Source organism: Nonomuraea fuscirosea (assembly GCF_035917475.1).
In the GTDB taxonomy this organism is placed as follows: Bacteria; Actinomycetota; Actinomycetes; order Streptosporangiales; family Streptosporangiaceae; genus Nonomuraea; species Nonomuraea fuscirosea.
The window spans coordinates 10,588,880-10,609,175 of record NZ_CP109074.1; the positions used below are offsets into that span (position 1 = coordinate 10,588,880).

The 20,296-nt window shown below is 71.3% G+C and carries 22 protein-coding genes; 10 read left to right on the forward strand and 12 right to left on the reverse strand.

Annotated features, from left to right (window positions below; genetic code table 11):
- Positions 1–34: 34 nt before the first annotated feature.
- Together OIE67_RS48800 and OIE67_RS48805 are read right to left on the reverse strand one after the other, a co-directional pair.
- The gene (locus OIE67_RS48800) at positions 35–439 is read right to left on the reverse strand and encodes an ATP-binding protein (RefSeq protein WP_326633473.1); all 405 of its coding nucleotides are present in this window, start codon (positions 437–439) and stop codon (positions 35–37) included.
- A gap of 307 nt (positions 440–746) precedes the next feature.
- On the reverse strand, positions 747–1,859 hold the full coding sequence (locus OIE67_RS48805; RefSeq protein ID WP_326633475.1) for a S1 family peptidase: 1,113 nt from the start codon (positions 1,857–1,859) through the stop codon (positions 747–749).
- A gap of 205 nt (positions 1,860–2,064) precedes the next feature.
- Between OIE67_RS48805 and OIE67_RS48810 the strand changes: the two genes are divergently transcribed.
- Entirely contained in the window at positions 2,065–2,520 is a 456-nt protein-coding gene (locus OIE67_RS48810) for a hypothetical protein (RefSeq protein ID WP_326633477.1), read from the forward strand.
- Here OIE67_RS48810 and OIE67_RS48815 read toward each other — a convergent pair.
- On the reverse strand, positions 2,514–3,647 hold the full coding sequence (locus OIE67_RS48815; protein ID WP_326633479.1) for an MFS transporter: 1,134 nt from the start codon (positions 3,645–3,647) through the stop codon (positions 2,514–2,516). The two genes, OIE67_RS48810 and OIE67_RS48815, sit on opposite strands and share 7 nt — an antisense overlap.
- A 176-nt stretch (positions 3,648–3,823) precedes the next feature.
- Positions 3,824–4,159 (reverse strand): winged helix-turn-helix transcriptional regulator, encoded by a 336-nt coding sequence (locus OIE67_RS48820; protein ID WP_106247537.1) that lies wholly within the window; start codon positions 4,157–4,159, stop codon positions 3,824–3,826.
- A gap of 86 nt (positions 4,160–4,245) precedes the next feature.
- On the opposite strand from OIE67_RS48820, the gene OIE67_RS48825 reads away from it, so the two are divergent.
- Complete coding sequence (locus OIE67_RS48825) at positions 4,246–4,824, forward strand: NADPH-dependent FMN reductase (RefSeq protein ID WP_326633483.1); 579 nt, start codon at positions 4,246–4,248, stop codon at positions 4,822–4,824.
- A 56-nt stretch (positions 4,825–4,880) separates the two neighbouring features.
- Positions 4,881–5,801, forward strand: a complete 921-nt coding sequence (locus tag OIE67_RS48830) for a radical SAM protein (RefSeq protein WP_326633485.1) — start codon at positions 4,881–4,883, stop codon at positions 5,799–5,801.
- Positions 5,802–5,807: 6 nt separating this feature from the next.
- Here the strand turns inward: OIE67_RS48830 and OIE67_RS48835 are convergent, their stop codons facing one another.
- Complete coding sequence (locus tag OIE67_RS48835) at positions 5,808–6,050, reverse strand: hypothetical protein (RefSeq protein ID WP_326633487.1); 243 nt, start codon at positions 6,048–6,050, stop codon at positions 5,808–5,810.
- Between the two features lie 68 nt (positions 6,051–6,118).
- Positions 6,119–6,628 carry a VOC family protein gene (locus OIE67_RS48840; protein WP_326633489.1) on the reverse strand — a complete coding sequence of 170 codons (510 nt, stop codon included), beginning with the start codon at positions 6,626–6,628 and terminating at the stop codon, positions 6,119–6,121.
- A 167-nt stretch (positions 6,629–6,795) separates the two neighbouring features.
- Between OIE67_RS48840 and OIE67_RS48845 the strand changes: the two genes are divergently transcribed.
- From OIE67_RS48845 to OIE67_RS48870, 6 genes are all read left to right on the forward strand, one after another.
- Positions 6,796–6,984 (forward strand): hypothetical protein, encoded by a 189-nt coding sequence (locus tag OIE67_RS48845; RefSeq protein WP_326633491.1) that lies wholly within the window; start codon positions 6,796–6,798, stop codon positions 6,982–6,984.
- A gap of 57 nt (positions 6,985–7,041) precedes the next feature.
- A complete protein-coding gene (xylA, locus tag OIE67_RS48850; RefSeq protein WP_326633493.1) occupies positions 7,042–8,187 on the forward strand; it encodes a xylose isomerase in 1,146 nt (381 codons plus the stop codon).
- The gene (locus OIE67_RS48855) at positions 8,184–9,608 is read left to right on the forward strand and encodes a xylulokinase (RefSeq protein ID WP_106247546.1); all 1,425 of its coding nucleotides are present in this window, start codon (positions 8,184–8,186) and stop codon (positions 9,606–9,608) included. The genes xylA and OIE67_RS48855 overlap by 4 nt, the downstream gene beginning before the upstream one ends.
- 166 nt (positions 9,609–9,774) lie before the next feature.
- Positions 9,775–10,449 (forward strand): DUF998 domain-containing protein, encoded by a 675-nt coding sequence (locus tag OIE67_RS48860; RefSeq protein ID WP_326633496.1) that lies wholly within the window; start codon positions 9,775–9,777, stop codon positions 10,447–10,449.
- Positions 10,450–10,506: 57 nt separating this feature from the next.
- Positions 10,507–12,879 carry a sensor histidine kinase gene (locus tag OIE67_RS48865; RefSeq protein WP_326633499.1) on the forward strand — a complete coding sequence of 791 codons (2,373 nt, stop codon included), beginning with the start codon at positions 10,507–10,509 and terminating at the stop codon, positions 12,877–12,879.
- On the forward strand, positions 12,876–13,250 hold the full coding sequence (locus OIE67_RS48870; RefSeq protein ID WP_106247549.1) for a DUF742 domain-containing protein: 375 nt from the start codon (positions 12,876–12,878) through the stop codon (positions 13,248–13,250). The genes OIE67_RS48865 and OIE67_RS48870 overlap by 4 nt, the downstream gene beginning before the upstream one ends.
- Positions 13,251–13,267: 17 nt before the next feature.
- Here the strand turns inward: OIE67_RS48870 and OIE67_RS48875 are convergent, their stop codons facing one another.
- From OIE67_RS48875 to OIE67_RS48900, 6 genes are all read right to left on the reverse strand, one after another.
- Positions 13,268–13,840, reverse strand: coding sequence for a GTP-binding protein (locus tag OIE67_RS48875; RefSeq protein ID WP_106247550.1), 573 nt, complete (start codon positions 13,838–13,840; stop codon positions 13,268–13,270).
- The gene (locus OIE67_RS48880) at positions 13,821–14,183 is read right to left on the reverse strand and encodes a DUF742 domain-containing protein (RefSeq protein WP_106247551.1); all 363 of its coding nucleotides are present in this window, start codon (positions 14,181–14,183) and stop codon (positions 13,821–13,823) included. Before OIE67_RS48880 ends, OIE67_RS48875 begins: the two co-directional genes overlap by 20 nt.
- Positions 14,180–14,587 (reverse strand): roadblock/LC7 domain-containing protein, encoded by a 408-nt coding sequence (locus OIE67_RS48885; RefSeq protein ID WP_106247552.1) that lies wholly within the window; start codon positions 14,585–14,587, stop codon positions 14,180–14,182. Before OIE67_RS48885 ends, OIE67_RS48880 begins: the two co-directional genes overlap by 4 nt.
- A 13-nt stretch (positions 14,588–14,600) precedes the next feature.
- Positions 14,601–16,694 carry a sensor histidine kinase gene (locus OIE67_RS48890; protein ID WP_326633503.1) on the reverse strand — a complete coding sequence of 698 codons (2,094 nt, stop codon included), beginning with the start codon at positions 16,692–16,694 and terminating at the stop codon, positions 14,601–14,603.
- 164 nt (positions 16,695–16,858) lie between these two features.
- Entirely contained in the window at positions 16,859–17,722 is an 864-nt protein-coding gene (locus OIE67_RS48895; RefSeq protein WP_326633506.1) for a PrsW family intramembrane metalloprotease, read from the reverse strand.
- Complete coding sequence (locus OIE67_RS48900) at positions 17,719–19,245, reverse strand: FAD-dependent oxidoreductase (protein WP_326633508.1); 1,527 nt, start codon at positions 19,243–19,245, stop codon at positions 17,719–17,721. Before OIE67_RS48900 ends, OIE67_RS48895 begins: the two co-directional genes overlap by 4 nt.
- Positions 19,246–19,593: 348 nt before the next feature.
- Between OIE67_RS48900 and OIE67_RS48905 the strand changes: the two genes are divergently transcribed.
- Positions 19,594–20,274, forward strand: a complete 681-nt coding sequence (locus tag OIE67_RS48905) for a hypothetical protein (RefSeq protein ID WP_326633510.1) — start codon at positions 19,594–19,596, stop codon at positions 20,272–20,274.
- Positions 20,275–20,296: the final 22 nt, after the last annotated feature.

Sequence of the window (20,296 nt, forward strand, 5' to 3'; positions counted from 1 at the left end):
CGGAAGGTAATGATTTGATTCCGTACGGTCATGATCAGCGGCGGAGCTGGGTCCAGACGACGCGTTCCCCCGCCGCGTTGACGGTGGTGTCCCAGCGTCCCTCGGTCAGCGCGTCCACGATCAGCAGGCCGCGGCCCCGCTCGTCGCTCGACCGGGACTGGCGCGAGGGCGGCGCCGCCTTGCCCGCGGCGCCGGGGTCCGTCACGGTGAGTTGCCAGGCGTACGGCTCCCGCGACAGGCTCAACCGGACCCATTCGGCGTCGGCGTGCAGGATCGCGTTGGTGATCAGCTCCGAGGCGATCTCCTGGAGATCGGGCAGGGCCGGATGGCCGGCGCCCAGCCACTTCGCGAGTTCCTTGCGGGCGAGCGAGGGCACGCGTTCCGGCCCCACCTCGCGGGTGGCCCACACCTTGACGCATTCGTGCAGGGGATCGGACACCGTTATTCGCATGGTCGCCTCGGAGCGTGCATAGCTCAACTGTATTTGTGTGGATACACAATCAAGATTGACCGGGTGGAATGGCCATGTCTTGGCGAGACGAAAGGCGAAATTTTACCTGTTGCGGCTACTTTTTTCGATTCCGCGGGGGCGCGGGCGCGGGACGTACGGTGGAGGCGATCGAGGAGCGGGTGATGGCCGTCGCGCGGTCCGAGTTCGACGTCGTGATCAGCCTCAACCACCGTGACGGCCATGGAACGGCGGCGCGGCGCCCCCCGGATGGAGGGGCGCCGCGGGGGTGCGAAGGTCAGCCGGTCCTGAGCGTGAGACCGTACACGCTCAGAGCCTCGTTGACCGGCTGGTGGTACGTCGTGCCGCCGACCGAGCAGTTGCCGGAGCCGCCGGACGTCATGCCCTGGGCCTGGTTGCCCGAGATGAACGAGCCGCCGGAGTCGCCGGGCTCGGCGCACGCGGTGGTGCGGGTCAGGCCGGAGACGGTGCCCTGCTGGTAGGTGACGCTGGCGCCGTGCTGCCTGATGACGCCGCAGCGCCATCCGGTGGTCGAACCGGAGCGGCAGATGGACGCGCCCACGGCGGCCTGGGTGGAGCCGCGGACGGTCACGTTCGCGCCGCCGGAGCCGCGCACGTACGGCGTGGCGGTGTTGTTGGGCGCGGCGACCCAGGCGTAGTCGTTGCCCGGGAAGGACGAGCCCTGGAAGGTGCCGGTCGGGCTGGTGGTCCTGGAGCCGGCCCGGCCGCAGTGTCCCGCCGTGGTGAAGCCGGGAGTGCTGCCCCTGGTGACGGGGAAGCCGACGCTGCACCGGCTGCCGCCGATGTAGTAGGCCGCGCCGCCGATGATGTTGATGAACGTCGACGGACGCTCGGCCGTGGCCGAGACGGTGACGGCGCTCTTGTCCACGCCCGCCGCGGCGACGAGGGCCTGCGCGGCCTCCACGGTCGGCGCCTGGACGGAGACGAGGTTGGTCGTCACGTCGACGAACCAGAGGGCGGCGCCGGCCTTGGCGCCCTGCGGGGCCTGGTCGAGCTGGCGCATGACTCCGTTGAGCTGGTCCATGGAGCGGGCGACGACGACGGGCTGCGCGCCCTGCGCCTCGATGGTCTTCGTGGCCGCCGGGTCGGTGGTGGCGACCATGAGCTTGGAGGCGTCGTCGTTCAGCCAGGCGCCGCCGAACGACCCGCCCAGTGCGGTGGTCAGGTTCGCTTCGACGGCGGTGGCCCGCTCCTCGTTGGCCAGGCGGGTGATGACCTGCTCCTCGGACAGGCCGAGGTCGCGTTCGAGCGCGTCCACCATGGCGGGTGGCGCCTTGGGTGTGGGGTCGGCTGCTGCTGGGCTGAGGGGGGTGGCCACACAGGCGGCGAGGATGATCGCGCCTGTCAGCGCACAGCGTTTACTCAACATGTGCACTCCTCGGGTGGGGGTGCTGTCAAGCTAACGGTTGGTAGGGGGTCCTGCTCAGATACCAATAAGGCCCTATTTCGGTGTTATGGGGCTGTTTTGGCCCTAGTCCTTCATGCCGGATTCGCCGCCTATAAGGCGAAGGCGGTGAGAGGTGAGTAGTGTCCCGAGGCTGGAGGTGTTCTCTGTGCGTAATGGTGTTCGTCATATGCTCGGCGCCGGCGCAGGACTGCTGGCCACGCCGCTGATCGCGGCGGGTTTCGTCTCTCACGCGAGCCTGGACGGCTGGATCGCCACGAGCCTGCTCGCGGGGCTCATGGTCGTCATCGGCGCGCTGGCGGGGTCCAGGATCTCGCCGCTCGCCTCGCTGCTGCCGGGACTCGTGCTCGGGGTGCTGGCCGGGGGTTTCCTGGCCGGCGCGCCCTGGGTGACGCCGCCCGGGGGGGTGCCGCTCCCGTACGAGGCGGGGTATCGGGCGCTGCTCGCCGGCTGGGCCCTGCCGGTGGCGTGCGTGCTGGTGGTCGCCTCGCTCTTCCCCTCCCGCTGGCGGGGCGCCCCACGGCCGGCCGAGCCGCCTGAGCCGGCCGAGCCGCCCGCGCCGCAGGAGGAGGTGAAGGTCCAGGAGCCGCCGCCGCTGCCCAAGCGGATCCCGTCCCGTTACTGATCGGCGCTCCTGGTCAGCAGCGCGACGAGCACGTACGGCAGGGTCAGCAGGGCGAACGTCACCCCGTGCGGCACGTACGACGACGCCGCCCCGTACGCGGCGAAGACCCCGACCGTCACCACGTTCGTGCCCAGCCCCGCGACCGAGGTGACGGTGGCCCGCGCCGGGCCGCTGATGCGGGCCTGCAACCGCACGTCGGCCAGCACCTGGGCGAGCTGGAACGCCCCGAAGGCCAGCGCGACGGCGACGAACCCGGCCGGACTGCCGCTGAGCGCGCCGCCGGCCATGGCGAGCGCCGCCAGGACGAGCAGCGGGCCGTACGCGCGGGCCGGCAGGCGCTCGGCGGGACCCGCCAGCAGGCCGCCGACGGTGGCGCCGACCCAGACCAGCAGGATGACCAGCGGAACGGTGGGCCTGGCCACGCCCGTCTCGACCGCCAGGTACGGCACGTACTCCTCCAGCGCCCCCCAGACCGCCGTCACGAACGCGACCAGCAGGACCGCGCGCAGCACACGCCGATCCCCGCGGGCCAGGGCCAGCCCCTCCCGCAGGATCGCCAGGTAACCGGGCGCCTCGCCGCGCGTCCTGTGCTCGGGCAGCGTCAGGGCCGTCGCGGCGCACAGGACGCAGGCCAGCACGCTGGCCGCGCCCACGAGGGGGTAGCCGCCTACCGCGAGGGCGGGGGAGGCGAGGGCGATCGCGGTCGCGCTGCCGGCCAGGCCGAGCGAGGTGGCCCGGCCCATCACGCCGGCGTAGCGGCCCTCCTGGCCGCGCCGGGCCAGCTCCTCGTACGCGAGCGCCTCGTACGAGCCCGAGACGAGCGCCTCCCCGGCCCCCCACAACACGAAGCCGGCGGCGAACACCCAGTAGGAGGGGAAAAGGGTCCACATCGCGAAGCCGAGACCGATCAGCAGCGGCCCGAGGCACAGCAGCAGCCGCCGGGAGACGGTGTCGGCCCAGGCGCCCGACGGGATCTCCAGCACCATGCCCGTCACCGACCAGATGACGAACAGGGTGGAGGTCTGGGCGACGGAGAGACCGGTGTCGGCGAACAGCAGCGCGTACACCGGATAGAGCAGCACGAATTCGCTGAGGAACGCGTACGCGTAGAGCGTGATGACGAGCATGAGGCCTTCCAGGGGAACGAGCAGGGACTCCGGGGGCGTGTTGTCGCCCCGGAGGCCCGCGCGTCCCGCGCCGGCCCCTGGTTATGGATCAATGTCGCCAGGTCATGCGATGAAGTCTACGGGGAGACGTCCCCGGCGCGCTTCCGAAAATCGCGGCGCTCCGCCTCCCGCAGCGGTCAGGCGGACTCGGCCGCCTCGGGCAGCGGGATCCACTTGTGCGACCAGTCCACCAGCTGGTCGAGCGCGGGCCGCAGCTCCTGGCCCATCTCGGTCAGGTGGTATTCGACCCGCACCGGCGAGGTGGCCAGCACCCGCCGCTCGACCAGGCCGGCCGCTTCGAGCTCGCGCAGGCGCCTGGCCAGCATCGTGTCGTTGATGCCGGGGATGGCCGCCTTGAGGTCGGCGTAGCGGTGGGCGCCCTTGAAGATCATGTGGATCACGGCTCCGGACCAGCGGGCGCCGATCAGCTCTAAGGCGATGTGGAAGCGGGTGCAGACCTGGTCGAGGCTCATGAGGACATCCTAGCGTTTGCTAAACATTGTGTAGTTACTCAATAATGTTGAGGATTCAACCGCTTGGCACAACACTGGGAGCAGTCATGACCGAACCCGTTCTGCAGATCATCGTCGGAAGCACCAGGAAGGGGCGCGTCGGACGAGCGGTCGCCGACTGGTTCCGCGGCAGCGCCGAGGCGTTCGGCGCGTTCAAGGTGGAGTTCACCGACCTGGCGGAGCTGAACCTGCCGTTCATGGACGAGTCGAACCACCCCAGGCTGCGACAGTACGAGAACGCGCACACCAAGGAGTGGAGCGCCATCGTGGACCGCTCGGACGCGTTCGTGTTCGTCACGCCCGAGTACAACCACAGCTTCTCCGCCCCGCTGAAGAACGCCCTGGACTACCTGCACCACGAGTGGCACCACAAGCCGGCCGGGTTCGTCAGCTACGGCGGGATCTCCGGCGGCACCCGCGCCGTGCAGGGGCTGCGCCAGGTGGTCAGCACGCTGAAGATGGTCCCGGTGCTGGAGGCGGTGAACATCCCGTTCGTGTGGCAGTTGCCGGTCGAGGACGGCGTGCTGCGGCCGAACCAGATCTCCGAGACGGCCGCCGCCGACATGCTGGCCGAGCTGGCCAAGCTCACCGGCGCGCTGCGCGCGATGCGGCTGTCGGCGGCGTGATGCCGGGGGAGTGACTCGGGGGCGTGATGTCGGGGGCCTGGGCTACGCTGCCGGACGTGGCACTGGCAGTGAGCGTGGTGGTCCGATACCGCAAGGCGGTGACCTACGGCGTGCACGCGCTGCTCGCCGCCCTGGACAGCGCGCGGGTCGAGCACGACCTGCGACTCGGCACCACCCCCGGGGAGACCGCCCGGCACATCCGCGACAGCGGGGCCGACCGGGTGCTGGTGCTCTGGTCGTTCTACTCCCCCGACACCGAGGCCATGGCGGCCGAGCTGGCCACGGTCAGGTCGCTGAGCGGCGGCAGGGGGCTGCACATCGCGGGCGGCGTGCACGCCACCGCCGAGCCGCAGCAGGTCATCGACGCCGGCTGGGACCTGGCCGGCATCGGTGAGGGCGAGAGCACGATCATCGCCCTCGTCCGGGCGCTGCGCGAGGACCGGCCGCTCACCTCGGTCCCCGGGCTGGCGGTCAGGGACGCCGACGGCGTCGCGCTGCGCACGGCCCCGGCGCCGCAACTGCCGCTCGACGCCTTCCCCTCGTTCACCGGCCGCAACGGGCCCATCGAGATCACCCGTGGCTGCCGCTACACCTGCCGCTTCTGCCAGACCCCGTTCATGTTCGGCGGGCAGTTCCGGCACCGGTCGGTGGCGAGCGTGCGCGAGCACGTACGCGAGATGGCCGGGCGCGGCATGCGCGACGTGCGGTTCATCACGCCGACCTCGCTGTCCTACGGCTCCCCTGGCCCCGATCCCGACCTCGGCGCGGTGGAGGAGCTGCTGGCCGGCGAGTCGGAGGAGGGCCAGGCGCGGTCGCTGACGCTCGCCGCCGACCTGGCCGACCTCGGGGCGCGCATCCACACCCACCCGTTCATGCCGCTGCCCGGCACGCCGTGGCGCGACGCCGAGCACGCCGTACGGCTGGCCGAGACGGCCAGGGCCTACCCCCGCAGGACCCGTCGCCGCCGCACCACCTGAAGGGCTTCATTCGCGGGGGCCGTCGGGCTCCTCCAGGGAGTTCAGCACGCGTTCGAGCGCGTCGCCCACCGGGCGCAGCGCCTGGGAGAACGCGTTGACGAGCGGGCCGAAGATCTCGCTCACCTCGGTGATCAGATCAGGGGTCTTGGTCTCGGGAGGCGCCCAGCGCATGGCGTCCGCGCTCAGCGTCTCCCACTCGTCGACGACACCGTCGATGGCGTCGAGCACATGGTCAGGATCGCTTGGCATGACCGTTCTCCGTGGAGTCAGCCGTGGAGGTCCTCCGCCGCGGGAGGGGTCGATACCTCCACGGTACGTCAGACCGGGACGGACACGCCCACGCCGCCTCGGGTCTGTGCGCCGTAACGGCGCTTCTCGGCCTCCAGGTCGAGGGGACGGATGGCAGCCCGGTCGGCCAGCAGCTCCTCGGTCAGCAGCGCGGCGGGGACGAGCCAGGACACCTCGAACTCCAGGCCGTCGGGGTCGCGGGCGTACAGAGCCTTGGTGGTGCTGTGGTCGGAGGCGCCGACGAGCGCGTCCAGCTCGGCGAGCTTGGCCTGGACGCGTTCGAGCTCGTCGAGGGTGTCGACCTCCCACGCCAGGTGGTAGAGGCCGACGGAGGTGCGCCCGGCGGGCGAGGGGGCCGCGTTCGCGCCGACCTGGAACAGGCCCAGGTCGTGATCGTTGGAGGAGCCTGGGGCCTGGAGGAAGGCGGCTCCGCGCATGCCCATGACGACCTCGAAGCCGAGGGCTTCCCGGTAAAAGGCGACGCTGCGCTCCACGTCGCGGACGTAAAGGACGGCGTGGTTGAGTCGCTGGACCGGCATGGTCAGCCCCTTTCAGCGGTGTCCCAGGGTAAGTATATGAGCCTTCAACTAAATTCCGGGGGTGCGTCGCCGGCCGCCGTGGCAACACGCTGGAGGGGGAGCGCGCGAAGTGTCGGGCCCAGGCCGTAGCGTTCTCCGGGTATCTGACCCCGACCGAGGAGAGGCCGATGCGCGACACCGAAGAGGCGCTGTTCAGGACGGTTCACGGCATCGCCGGCCGGTTGGCCGGCCAGCCCGTTCCGGTGGTGATGGACGCGTTGCTGCGCGACCTGCCCAAGGCTCCCGGCCTCGAGGTGACGGAGATTCGCAAGATCGCGGAGGAGATCAGCGTGGGACGTGATCCCTCAGGGTTGTGAACGAGTGCTTGTGAACGAGTGCTTGTGGACAACTGATCGCCAGGGGAGCATCGAATCATGTACGAGCCAACCCCTGACGATCGATTCACGTTCGGTCTGTGGACGGTCGGCTGGCAGGCGCGCGATCCCTTCGGGGACGCCTCCCGGGCGCCCCTCGATCCCGTCGAGAGCGTGCACCGTCTGGCCGAACTGGGGGCCTACGGTGTCACTTTCCACGATGACGACCTGCTCGCCGTCGAACCCGATCGCGAACGGGCGATCGCGTCGTTCAGGAAAGCACTCGCCGAGACCGGGCTGAAAGTGCCCATGGCCACCACGAACCTGTTCACGCATCCCGTCTTCCGCGACGGGGCCTTCACCAGCAACGACCGCGACGTGCGGCGTTACGCGCTGCGCAAGGTCACCCGCAACCTCGACCTGGCCGCCTCGCTGGGCGCCTCCACCTACGTGTGCTGGGGCGGCCGCGAGGGGGCCGAGTCGGACGCGGCCAAGGACGTGCGGGCCGCGCTCGGCCGCTACAAGGAGGCCATCGACCTGCTCTGCGGGTACGTACGCGAGCGCGGCTACGACATCCGCTTCGCCCTTGAGCCCAAGCCGAACGAGCCCCGCGGCGACATCCTGCTGCCCACGATCGGCCACGCGCTGGCCTTCATCGGCGAGCTGGAACATCCGGATATGGTGGGCCTCAACCCGGAGGTCGGCCACGAGCAGATGGCCGGGCTCAACTTCGTGCACGGCATCGCGCAGGCGCTGTGGCACGGCAAGCTGTTCCACATCGACCTCAACGGCCAGCACGGCCCCCGGTTCGACCAGGACCTCGTCTTCGGCCACGGCGACGTCATGAGCGCGTTCTTCCTGGTGGACCTGCTGGAACACGGGGGTTACGACGGGCCGCGCCACTTCGACTACAAGCCGCTGCGTACGGAGGACTCCGGCGACGTCTGGGTCTCAGCCGCCGCCAATATGCGCACATACCTTATCCTTCGCGAAAAAGCCCGAAATTTCCGGGCTGATCCCGAGGTGCGCGAGGCACTGCGCGCCGCCCGCGTCGACGAGCTGGGCCTGCCCACCCTCAACCGCGGCGAGACGCTGGCCGACCTCGCCTCGGACGACTTCGATCCTGACGCGGCCTCGCGGCACGGATACCATTTCACCCATCTGAACCAGCTTGCGCTGGAGCACTTGTTAGGAGTTCGTGGGTGACGCTGGTCGCTGGGGTCGATTCCTCCACGCAGAGTTGCAAGGTCGTCATTCGAGAAGCGGAGACGGGAGAGCTGGTGCGGCAGGGCCGCGCCGCGCATCCCGACGGCACCGAGGTGCATCCGTCCCATTGGTGGAGCGCGCTGCTGCGGGCCCTGGAGCAGGCCGGCGGGCTGGACGGCGTGGCCGCCATCAGCGTGGGCGGGCAGCAGCACGGCATGGTCTGCCTCGACGAGTCGGGAGAGGTCGTCCGCGACGCCCTGCTGTGGAACGACACCCGTTCCGCGCAGGCCGCCGCCGATCTGACGGCCGAGCTGGGCGGGCCGCAGGCGTGGGCCGACGCCGTCGGCTCGGTGCCGGTCGCCTCCTTCACCGTCACCAAGCTGCGCTGGCTGGCCGAGCACGAGCCGGACCACGCGCGGCGCACGGCCGCCGTCTGCCTGCCGCACGACTGGCTGACGTGGCGGCTGGCCGGCGCGCTCGGGTCCGGCGTCCCGTTCGGCGTCGCGGCCTGGGAGGACGCGCCGCTGCCGCCCCTCGACCGGCTCGTCACCGACCGGGGTGACGCCTCGGGCACCGGCTACTGGTCGCCGGCGACGGGCGCGTACCGTCCCGACCTGCTCAAGGCGGCCATCGGCGCGCTGCCGCTGCTGCCCAGGGTGCTGGAGCCCGCGCAGGCCGTCCCCGACGTCGCGGGGCCGGTGCTGATCGGTCCCGGCACCGGCGACAACATGGCCGCCGCGCTCGGCGTGGGGGCCCGCTCCGGCGACGTCGTGGTCTCGCTCGGCACGTCGGGCACCGTGTTCGCGGTCGCGGAGCGGCCCAGCGCCGACCCCACGGGAGCGGTCGCCGGGTTCGCCGACGCGACCGGGCGCTTCCTGCCGCTGGTGTGCACGCTCAACGCCGCCCGCGTCCTGGACGCGGCCGCGCGCATGACCGGGGTCGGCCTCGACGAGCTCGGTGCCCTGGCGCTGGAGGCTCCCGCGGGGGCCGGCGGGCTGACACTGGTGCCGTACCTGGAGGGCGAGCGCACGCCCAACCGGCCCACGGCCACCGGTTCGATCCACGGGCTGACCCTGGCCACCTCGACCCCGGCGCACCTGGCCAGGGCGGCGGTCGAGGGCATGCTGTGCGGGCTGGCCGACGCGCTCGACGCGCTGGACCTGCGGCCCGAGCGGGTGCTGCTGATCGGCGGCGCCGCGCGCTCGGAGGCGGTGCGACGGATCGCCCCCACGATCTTCGGCGTGCCGATCACGGTCCCGCCGCCGGCCGAATACGTCGCCGACGGGGCCGCCTACCAGGCGGCGACGCTGGTGACGAGCGCGCCCGACTGGCGCTCCGGCGACACGGCCACCTACGAGGGCGAGGCGGTCCCGGCCATCCGCGAGCGCTACGCCCGCGCCACCGGTCACATCCTCGACTGATCCCCGCCTTCTGACGCACCCCTGAGAGCCCCGGCTCCCAGGGGTGCGTTCGTTCCCGCGCGCCCCTCCTCAGGGCACCGCCCCAGGGATCTAAGGGTCGGGTCAGGGACGTATCGGGGCAGGGGCCGGATGTGAGGCATCCCCCCGCACGGGGAGAGTAGGCCCCATGACCGCAGCGAAGAGGCTCTACCCCCTGATCGCCTGTGCCTCGATCCTGTTCTCGGTGGTCGCCGTGGTGGCGGGCCAGTTCGGCCCCGACCCCTACCTCGACCCCATGAACGTCACCGTCAGCGAGTACGCCGTGTCCGACCGCGGGGGCGTCACGGAGATCGCGATGGCGGTGCTCGGGATCGGGTCCCTGGCGCTGCTCCTGGGGCTGCGGTCGGCGGGGGCTCCGGTGCGGGGGCTGCCGGAGCGGTTGCTGATGGTGTGGTCGGGCGCCCTGGTCGTGGCCGCGGTGATCCCGACCACACCCATCGGCCACGACCTCGACCTCGCGGCCCAGATCCACCGGTACGTCTCCGTCGCCGCCTTCGTGAGCCTGCCCGCCGCCGGCGCGCTGCTGGTCCCCAGACTGACCGCCGATGCCGCCTGGAAGCCCGTGGCGCGTACCGTGGAGTGGGTGGCCCTGGCCGGCGGGTTCGGGCTGCTGGCGATCACGTACGTGGCGATGCCCGGCGAGCGGGTGATGATCGGGCTCGTCGAGCGGTTGCTCCTCGGCGCCGAGGTGGCGTTGCTGGCGGTGCTGGCCGTCTGGCTCATGCGGCTGACGTGGGGACGGGCCACCTCAGCGGCGCTCAATTTCCCGACATACCACAGATTTATCGCTAATCGATCTTAAAACCATCTGTTTCGGTGCTATTCTCTCCCGCGATCTTCTATCCGGGAGCGGGTTGTCATGGCATCGGGCAGATCCATCAGGTTCAAGATCTCGACGCTGCTCGTCATCCCCTTGATCTCCCTGATCGCGCTGTGGGGCTTCGCCGCGGGCACCACGACGGGAGAGGCGCTCAGCCTGTTCAAGGTCGAGACCATCTGGACCGGGGTCATCAACAACACCGACCGCCTGGTGTCCGACGTCCAGACCGAGCGCCTGGCCTCCGCCGAGCGGATCGCCGGCGACGTGAGCGACCCCGACGCGCTGGCCAAGGCCCGGACCAAGGTGGACGACAGCGTCAAGCTGCTGCGCACGCACGCGCTGGCCGAGGACACCCAGTCCGCGCTGACGCAGGACATGAAGACGCAGCTCCAGACGGTGTTCGAGACCATCGACCGGCTGCCGGACATCCGCGGCAAGGTCGACGGCCGCCGGCTCACCCCCAGCGCCCTCATCACCGAGTACGCCAAGGTCGCCGACGAGGTGCACCTCCTCTACTCCCGCCTGACCATCAGCACGGACCTTCAGCTGGCGCTCCAGGCGCAGGGCCTGATCGCCGCCGACGAGGTCCGCGAGCTGCTGGCCCGCGAGCACGCCCTGATCATCGCCTCGAACGGCCGGGCGAACATGCACGACGTCCACATGCTGTCCGCCATCGACGGATCCAGGACGTACCTGTTCCCGAAGGCCCTGGCCAACCTCGACACCGAGCTGCGGGCCCCGTTCGAGAAGCTGTTCTACTCGCCGCGCTACGTCACGATGGAGAACCTGGTCGAGAGCTACATCGGCGGCCAGCCGCTCGACGTGGACCTGTGGCGGGGTGTCTACGGCCAGGTGCAGCAGCAGTACCGCGAGGCGGTCTCCCGCACCGGTGACAAGCTGCTGGCCAGGATGGAGCCCGAAGGCGTCGCCGTCGTGGTCCGGGCCGGCGTGGCCGGCGCGCTCGGCCTGATCGCGGTCGTGTTCTCGATCTTCATCTCGGTCCGGGTCGGCCGCAAGCTCACCCGCGAGCTGGGGGCGCTGCGCCGTACGACGCTGGACCTGGCGGAGATCAGGCTGCCCGACGTGGTGGAGAAGCTGCGCAAGGGCCAGAGCGTGGACCTCGCCACCGAGGCGCCGCGCATCCCCGTCGACCAGAAGTCCACCAGCGAGGTCAGGGACCTGGCCTCGGCGTTCGACAGCGTGCAGAGCACGGCCGTGGACGCGGCCGTCGAGCAGGCCAGGATGCGTGAGGGCGTCTCCGAGGCGCTGCGCAACCTGGCCCGGCGCAGCCAGTCGCTGCTGCAGCGCCAGCTGCGGCTGCTCGACGAGATGCAGCGCCAGACGGAGGAGCCGGAGGCGCTGGAGCGGCTGTTCCGGCTCGACCACCTGACCACCCGCATGCGCCGCCACGCCGAGGGCCTGGTGCTGCTCTCCGGCGGCACCGCGGGCCGCAGGTGGCGCGGGGTCATCCCGGCCGAGGACGTGCTGAGCGGCGCGGCGGCGCAGGTGGAGGAGTACACGCGGGTCCGCGTCTACCCGATGCCCGAGTGCGGCGTCTCCGGCGCGGCCGTGGCCGACCTCATGCACCTGTTCGCCGAGCTGATCGAGAACGCCACCACCTTCTCCTCGCCCGGCAACGAGGTCTCCGTCCGCGGCGAGATGGTCGGCAGGGGCTTCGCGGTCGAGGTGGAGGACCGCGGCCTGGGCATGGACGAGGCCACCCGCAGGGCCATCAACGACCGCCTGGCCAGCCCGCCCGAGTTCGACCCGTCGCAGACCGAGCGGCTGGGGTTCGCGGTGGTGGGCATGCTCGCCGGCAGGCACGGGGTGAAGGTCACGGTCAAGCCCTCCCCGTACGGCGGCACCACCGCCATCGTGCTCATCCCCGCCTCGCTGGTCGAGCCGATGACGGCCCCGGTGCGGCCGGTGGAGTTCGAGCCCGTGTCCGTGTCGGTCGTCAGGGAGGACACCGGGCCGGGCGAGCTGCCCCGGCGCGTGCGGACCAGCAGGCGGGCCGCCACTCCCTCCGTTCCGCAGCAGAGCTCACCGCAGGACGACGCGATCAGGCCGCCGCAGCAACTGCCGCGCCGCGAGCACACCCAGGACGCGCCTCAGCGGCCCGCCGAGGCGCCTCAGGAGCGGCCAGGGGAGCTGCCCCAGCAACGGGACAGGGCCGGAGAGCCGCCGCAGCGTGACGGGAGCGGGGGGCTGCCCCAGCGCGAGCGGTCCGGGGGGCTGCCGCAACGGGAGCGGCAGGCCGGTCTGCCGCAGCGGCTCAAGCAGGCGCCGCCGCCCGTGCAGCCGGCCGAGGAGCGTTCGCCCGAGGAGACCAGGGCGCTGCTCTCCTCGCTCCAGTCCGGCTGGCAGCGCGGGCGGCAGGAGAGTGAGCAGGATGGGGGATCTGAGTCGTGAGCCGCGAGCACGAGTGGGTCGACGAGGAGGCGGGGCCGGTCGTCCGGCCGTACGCGGTCGCGCGCGGGCGCACCAGGTCCGCCTCCTCCGAGGTCGACCTGCTGGCGACGGTCGTCTCCACGGGGCTGCCGGCCCCGTCCAAGGCCGAGCTGAGCACACAGCACCGCCGGCTGCTGTCCCTGGTGTCGGGGCAGAACAGGCCGGTCGTCGAGGTCGCCTCGGATCTCGGCCTGCCCGTCGGCGTCGTCCGCGTGCTGCTGGGGGACCTGCTTGAGCACGGCCTGGTGACGATCAGGCCGCCGCGCGACAAGGCCGCCACCCCGTCGGAGAGCCTGCTCCGCGAGGTGATCAACGGCCTGCGCGCGCTCTAGGCCGCGCGCACGGAGGGCTAGTTCGCCGAGGTGAGCGTCCGCAGGGAGTGCTCCACCAGCGTGATCATGACTTCCTTGGCGGAGGTCCTGCGCCGCACGTCGCACAGCATGACCGGCACGTCCTCGTCCAGGTCGAGCGCGATGCGCACGTCGTCCACGCTGTGCCGGTCCGCGCCGTCGAAGCAGTTGACGGCCACCACGAACGGCGTGCCGCGCTGCTCGAAGTAGTCGACGGACGGGAAGCAGTCGGTGAGCCGCCGGGTGTCGGCGATCACGACCGCGCCCAGCGCGCCGTAGGACAGCTCGTCCCACATGAACCAGAACCGCTCCTGCCCGGGAGTGCCGAACAGGTAGACGACCAGCCCCTCGCGGATGGTGATCCGGCCGAAGTCCATCGCCACGGTGGTGGTGGTCTTGGCCTCGACGCCGTCGAGATCGTCCACGCCGATGCCGCGGTCGGAGAGCACCTCTTCCGTGCGTAGCGGCCTGATCTCGCTGATCGACCCGACCAGCGTGGTCTTGCCGACGCCGAACCCTCCCGCGATCAGGATCTTGAGCGCGACAGGGTCGTCAGAGAGCACGGAGTCCATTGATCACTTCCTTGAGAATGCGCTCATTCGACCGCGACCCTCCGGCGGAGGGCGACGTCACCGAGATGAGGCCGTGGTCACGCATGTCACCGAGCAGCACCCGGATGACGCCGACGGGCAGGTCGAGCTCGACGGCCAGGTCGGCCACCGAGATCGGACTACGGGCTGCCCGCAGGATGAGCTGCTGTTCCGGCCCCAGCTCGCCGGGGGAGTCACCCACGGCGCGCACGGTGGCCACGAGGTCGAACCCGTCACCGGAGGAGCGGGTGCGACCGCGGATGAGAGCATAGGGCCGGACGACCGGACCCGCCTCCTCATCGAACCACTGCGGGCTATCGCTCATGACGCTCCAGCGCGCGGGTTGGTGGTGATGTGCTGGCCCACCCGCTTGACCAGCATCGCCATCTCGTAGGCGATCTGGCCGACGTCCACGTTCGCCTCGGCGATCACGGCCAGGCAGGTGCCCTGGCCGGCCGCGGTCACGAACAGGAACGCCGACTCCATCTCCACGATGGTCTGCCGCACGTCGCCGCCGCCGAAATGGCGGCCGGTGCCGCGGGCCAGGCTCTGGAAGCCGGCCGCCACCGCCGACAGGTGCTCGGCGTCCTCGCGGGTCAGCCCCTTGGAGTAACCCACGGCCAGGCCGTCGGTCGACAGGATGACCGCCTGGCGCACGGCGGCGACCCTGGTGGCGAGGTCGTCCAGCAGCCAGTTCAGCTCACCGGTGTTGGTCGTAGGCGCACTCATGCTTCCCCCTTGCTCATGGCCCCTCCTCAGAGGCTTCTTCTCGGGCGCGTTGCGTTCCCCGCTGGAACGCGGAGAACAGGTCGCGTACCTCGTCGGGAGAGCGTTCCGGCTGCGGCTCAGGCTCGGGCGGCGCCTCCTTGAGCTGCGGCGCCAGGTGGGTCTGACGCACCCGCCTGGGCAGCCCGGCGTGCGTCCCCGACGACACGACCGCGAGCGCCTTCTTGCGCGTACGGCTGGGCAGGTCGGCCCTGCCGTCCCCGCCGGCCGCCTCCAGCGCGCTCTGCTCGGTCACGATCGAGCGGGGCGCGAGCACGATGGCGGTGGTGCCGCCGAACGGAGAGCGGCGCAGCAGCACCCTGATCCCGTGCCGCTGAGCCAGCTTGGCCACCACGAACAGGCCGAGCTGGTCGCTGTCGGCCAGGTCGAACTCGGGCGGATCGGCCAGCAGCGCGTTGACCCTGGCGTAGTCGGCGGGCGGCAGCCCGAGCCCCTTGTCCTCCACCTCGATGGCGTAGCCGTTGCTCACCAGGTCGCCGCGCACCTGCACGATGGTGTCGGGGGGCGAGTAGATGGTGGCGTTCTCGACCAGTTCGGCCACGAGGTGGGTCAGGTCGGCCGCGACGGTCCCGTCGATGGCGCTGACCGGCATCGCCTCCACGGCGATCCTGGTGTAGTCCTCGACCTCGGCGACCGCGGCCCGGACGATGTCGATCACGGGCACCGGCTTGCGCCAGGCGCGTCCGGGGGCGGCGCCCGACAGGACGATGAGGCTCTCGGCGTGCCGCCGCATGCGGGTGGTCAGGTGGTCCAGGCGGAAGAGCTCCTCCAGCCTGTCGGGATCGTGCGTACGGCGCTGCATGCCGTCGAGCAGCGCGAGCTGGCGGTGCAGCAGGCCCTGCTTGCGCCGGGCGAGGTTGAGGAAGACCTGGCCGACCCCGTGGCGCAGCGCGGCCTGGCCGACGGCGGCGCGCACGGCCGTGCGCTGCAGGGAGCCGAACGCCCTGGCCACGTCGGTGATCTCCGCGGAACCGCTGACCTTGATGGCCTTGGTCTCCTTCCGTACGTCGACGTCGTCGCCCCTGCGCAGCCGGGCCACGATGTCGGGCAGCCGGCGCTGCGACAGCTCGACCGCGGCGGTACGCAGCCCGGCCAGCTCTCCGGCCAGGCGGCGCCCGAAGCGTACAGAGATGATGATCGACGCGAGCACGGCGATCAACCCGAGACCGCCCGCGACGGAGATCTTGACCACGGTGGAGGTGGCGGCCTCCGACGTACGGGTCGCCAGGGTGCTGGTGGCGCTCGCGCCGAGGACGTCGAGGCGCGCGGTGAGCCGGTCGACGGCCTCGTGCCAGGCGTCGCCGTCGGGGGGCGGCGTGCCCGTCTTGACGACCCGCGCCTCCATGGTGGCGAAGCTCAGGAACGGCTCGGTGGCGAAGATCTGCTCGTACGGCCTGCGCAGCGCCACGTCGAGCCCGGCCATGCCGCGCGAGTGCAGGAACCGTCTGGAGGCCGCGTACTCGGTGAAGGCGGCCGTCTCGGGCGCGGTGAGCCGCTTGTCGGACAGGGCGCCGATGACGAGCGCGTGCTCCCTGGCGATGTACTCCCTGGCCATGCCCATGGCCTGCAGCGAGGACGCCTGCTGGAAGATCGTCAGGTCGGGGACGGAGACCAGGTGGTCGTACACGAGGAAGATCGAGTCGAGCATGCGGTTGTACTCGTTCAGCCCGGTCAGGCGCGAGCTGACGCCGCGGTCGATGTCGGAGCGGATCGCGCCGAGGCGGTCGAGGGCCGCCCGGAGGCCGCGCAGCGGCTGGCGCAGGTTGCCGTCGGCGGAGTCGCCGGCCTCGGTGACGGCCTGGCGGAACTCGGTCACCGACCTGTCGGTGCGGGCGCGCTGCGCGCCGAGCGCCTCGGTCAGCTCACGCGTAGTGAGCGCCTCGGAGGAGCGGGCGCGTTCGGCCTGCAGCTGTAGGCCCAGGTCGGTGGAGGTGACGCCGATGGTCCGGTAGAGGGTGTTCGCGCGGAGTAGTGATCGGGCGTCGCCCATGGTGAGGTTGAGGACGAAACCCCAGAGCGCGCTCAGAGACAGGAGGGGTAGCAGTAGCAATAAAAAGATCTTGAACCGAATTGACCGGTTTCGCGAGCCCATGTCCCAACCTCGAGTCGGGGGCATTTCCACACCTTGTGTAAATACACCTCCGGAAGATCGCACAGGAGACTAGCACCGATTATGCTTCCGGCGCAGTGGGAGCAAGGCGTTCATTACCGTGATTATTGGGACAAGATCGGGCGTTCGCGGCGGGATGCGACGGCGATCGTCCACAGCCACAGGAGCGCTACCAGCGAAATCGCGATGAGTCCCGTCCAGTTGAGCACCGTGTAGACGTGTATCTGCCACTGCGTCACGTTCGGCACGCGCCCGATCCGCAGCAGCTCGAACTGCCACGGCCGCCCGGTCAGTGCCAGCGTGATGGCGATGGCGATGGCGCTCATCGAGTCCCACAGCGCGTGCAGCAGCGAGACGCCCAGGTAGCTCAGCAGGACCGTGCCGGTCAGCCGCCCGCGCGCCGCGAACAGCGCGCCGCCGGCGATGGCGGTCCACAGGCCGTGGCCGACGGGCGTCAGGATGCCCCGCAGCACCTCGGTCTCCACGAGCTGGGCCAGCGACAGCCCCGAGGCGGTGAACAGCGAGTTGAAGGCGTAACCCGCGCTCTCGAAGGCGGCGAAGCCGAAGCCGACGGTCGCGCCCAGCACCAGGCCGTCCCTGGTGAAATGCCGGGTCATGTGCCGGGTGACGATGATCAGGGCGGCCAGCTTGACGCCCTCCTCGATCAGGCCGACCAGCACGTACATGAGGATCGACGGGCGCAGCAGCCAGCTCTCCAGCAGCGAGGCGCCGAGCACGCCCAGCACGCCGCCCACCACGAACGCCTGGAACAGCAGCTCGACCGTCACCCCCGGCGAGCGGCCCCGCCCGTACGCCCAGACCACGAACGTCACCGGCACCAGGAAGCTGCCGAACAGCACCACGGTCGGCACCAGGTTGGAGTTCCCGGTCCAGGCGGTGACGGCCACCGTGGCCAGCCAGAGCACGAACCCGGTCAGGAAGATCCGCAGCCATAGTGTCCTGATCACGTCAGCTCCTCCACAGCCCTGATCGCGGCCACCACGGCGGCCTCGCCGCGCGCGGCCGGCTCACTGTCGGACCCCGCGATGGCGATCCGGCCGAACGGCCCCCGCGCCGCGTCGGAGGGGAAGGGGCCGTCGGGGTAGAACGCGTCCCACGGCCGACAGTACTCCGGCGACAGCGCGTGCCCCCATCGGCGTACCTCGATCGCCTCGATGCCCTGGCCGGGGTCGAAACCGACCGGGCCGAGCAGCCGGGCCAGCTGGTCGCGTACGGTCCGCTCCAGCACCTCGTACGGCGTCGCGAACAGCTCACGCCGCCCCGCCGCCGACCCGGCGCCGGGCCCCAGCTCCGACCGGCACGGCGTGGCCAGCAGCCGGACGCCGTCGGGCGGCACGAACGCCGACTCGTTCCAGTACGCGCCGGTCCACCGCACCCGCCCGACGCCCAGCCGCCGCCACACCCCGGGATCGCGCAGGCGGACCACGGCCTCCAGCAGCGGCACCCGTACGGCCCTGCTGAGCGCGGCCCGCCGCCCCGCGGGCAGGTCGGGCACCAGGTACGGGACGACCGCGCTCGGGCAGGCGAGGATCACCGCCCCGGCCTCGACGGTCAGCACCCGGTGGCCGTCGAAGTAGCCCACGACCCCGTCGCGTACCGACACCACGGGGCTGGACGTCCGCACCGAGATCCGCTCGTCACGCGAGGGTGCGGCGGCGGGCGCGGGTCCGTGCCACTCCCTGCGTACGGTGGGCGAGTTGAACCGGGAGGGCTGGTCACGGTCGAGCCCGAGCCCGGCGAATCCCGGATACCCGGTCCCCCAGGCGTCGATCGCCCCGAACGCCCGGGTGTCGTACCCCCAGCCGGAGCAGGACATCGTCCGCGAGAAGCGCTCCACGTCCTTGTGCACCCCGCACACCTCGCGCAGGAACTGCGCGTACGTCAGCTCGGCCAGCCGCTCCTGCTTGGCCTGGGCGGGGAGGCCCGGCAGCCAGTCGGGCGGGTCGTCGTGCAGCATGAGCAGGTCCCGCCGGGCCCGCACGGAGATCGGCAGCCGGCCGATCCAGCCGGGGGACGTGAGCCGGACGAGGGTGTCGGCGCCGAAGCTCTCCTCGTCGCACATCACCGCGTCGGCCCCGGCCCGCCGGCACAGCGGCGCGTGCCCGCCGGTGCCGTCGTGGTTGTCGAGGACGAGGACCCGGTCGTGCGGACGGCGGCGCAGCCACTCGGAGGCGGCGCTGATCCCGCCGCGCCCGCCGCCGACCACGACGAGGTCGTGCCGCTCGCCTGTAGGGACGAAGGGGCCCGCATGCTCCCAGAACCGCCCGTCCCGCAGCGCGTGCGGCACGCTGAGCGCCGCACTGGTGTCCCCGCGCACCACGAAGCCCGCCGGCTCACTCAGGGCCTTCCGGGCCGCCTCTGCCCGCCCCGGCGCGCCGCCCGAGATCACGCATCCCAGGGCCACGCCGTCGAAGAGGTCCCTGCGGGAAATGGTGACATCCATCCCGAGATCGCGCGGAGTCAAGCTCATGGCGCGATCATCGGCAGGTCAGGAGAAAAGCCGCGCCCAGGCGCGCAGCGCCTCGGGAAACATTTTGCGTGCCCTATTACGGCGAATGCCCGTTTGCACCCTCGCGCCGGCCGTGGTGTGAGGCTCCTCGCCCGCCCCCGGGAGACCCCGCTCAAGCTGCGCGAACGAGGAAGATCATCACCACGGGCGCCCGGCCGGGCCGGCGCCGGAGGGCGGAACCCCGCCACGGGCGAACCGGAAATCATTCGTGAAGCCGCTGATTACCGCGAATAGCGACGTTACTCGGCCCCTTACTCGCCGCTTCCTCTAGCGTTTCCAGAAATGCTGACGGAGTGAAATGGAGATCCCATGCACAAAGCAATTCCCGGCATATTTCTGAGCACACTGGTCATCGCCGGATGCTCATCCACGGAGGCGAGCCCGAAGGCCGCCGCCCCCGCGCCCGCCGCCGCGACGCCGTCGTCCGCGGCCGACGCCAGGCTGCGGGCGGCCCTGCTGCCGGCGCCCAAGGGCATGCGCATCGCCTACGGGCCCGAGCTGGGCGCGTTCGGCTCGCTCAAGTCCACCCAGCAGGGTCTGGCCGCCGTGCGCCAGGCCAAGCTGCAGCATCCCGAGTGCGCGGGAGCCGCCCAGCTCGACGCCGACCGGCCCGACGTCGCCAAGTCGCCCGCCGCGGTGATCGCGTTCTCGGCCGACCGGGGCTCGATCACGCAGGCGGTGGTGTCGCTGCCGGCCGAAGCCTTCCCCGAGCCGCTGCCCAAGCAGTGCGTCTCCTACACCGCCGACGTCGCCGGTACGCAGGTCAGCTACAAGACGCGCACGCTCGGCATGCCAGCCAAGGGCGACCAGTCGCGGGCCTACCTCACCACGGCGTCGGGGGACAAGAAGAACGCGCAGATCGGCTCCGTCATGATCAGGCGCGGCACGCTGATCATGTCGATGCTCGTCGTCGGCCAGCGGGTCAAGCCGCAGGGCCTGTACGAGCTGGCCGACCTCGCCGACCAGAACCTGGCGCGCGTGACCAGATAGCGGGCGCATCCGCCGAGGGCGT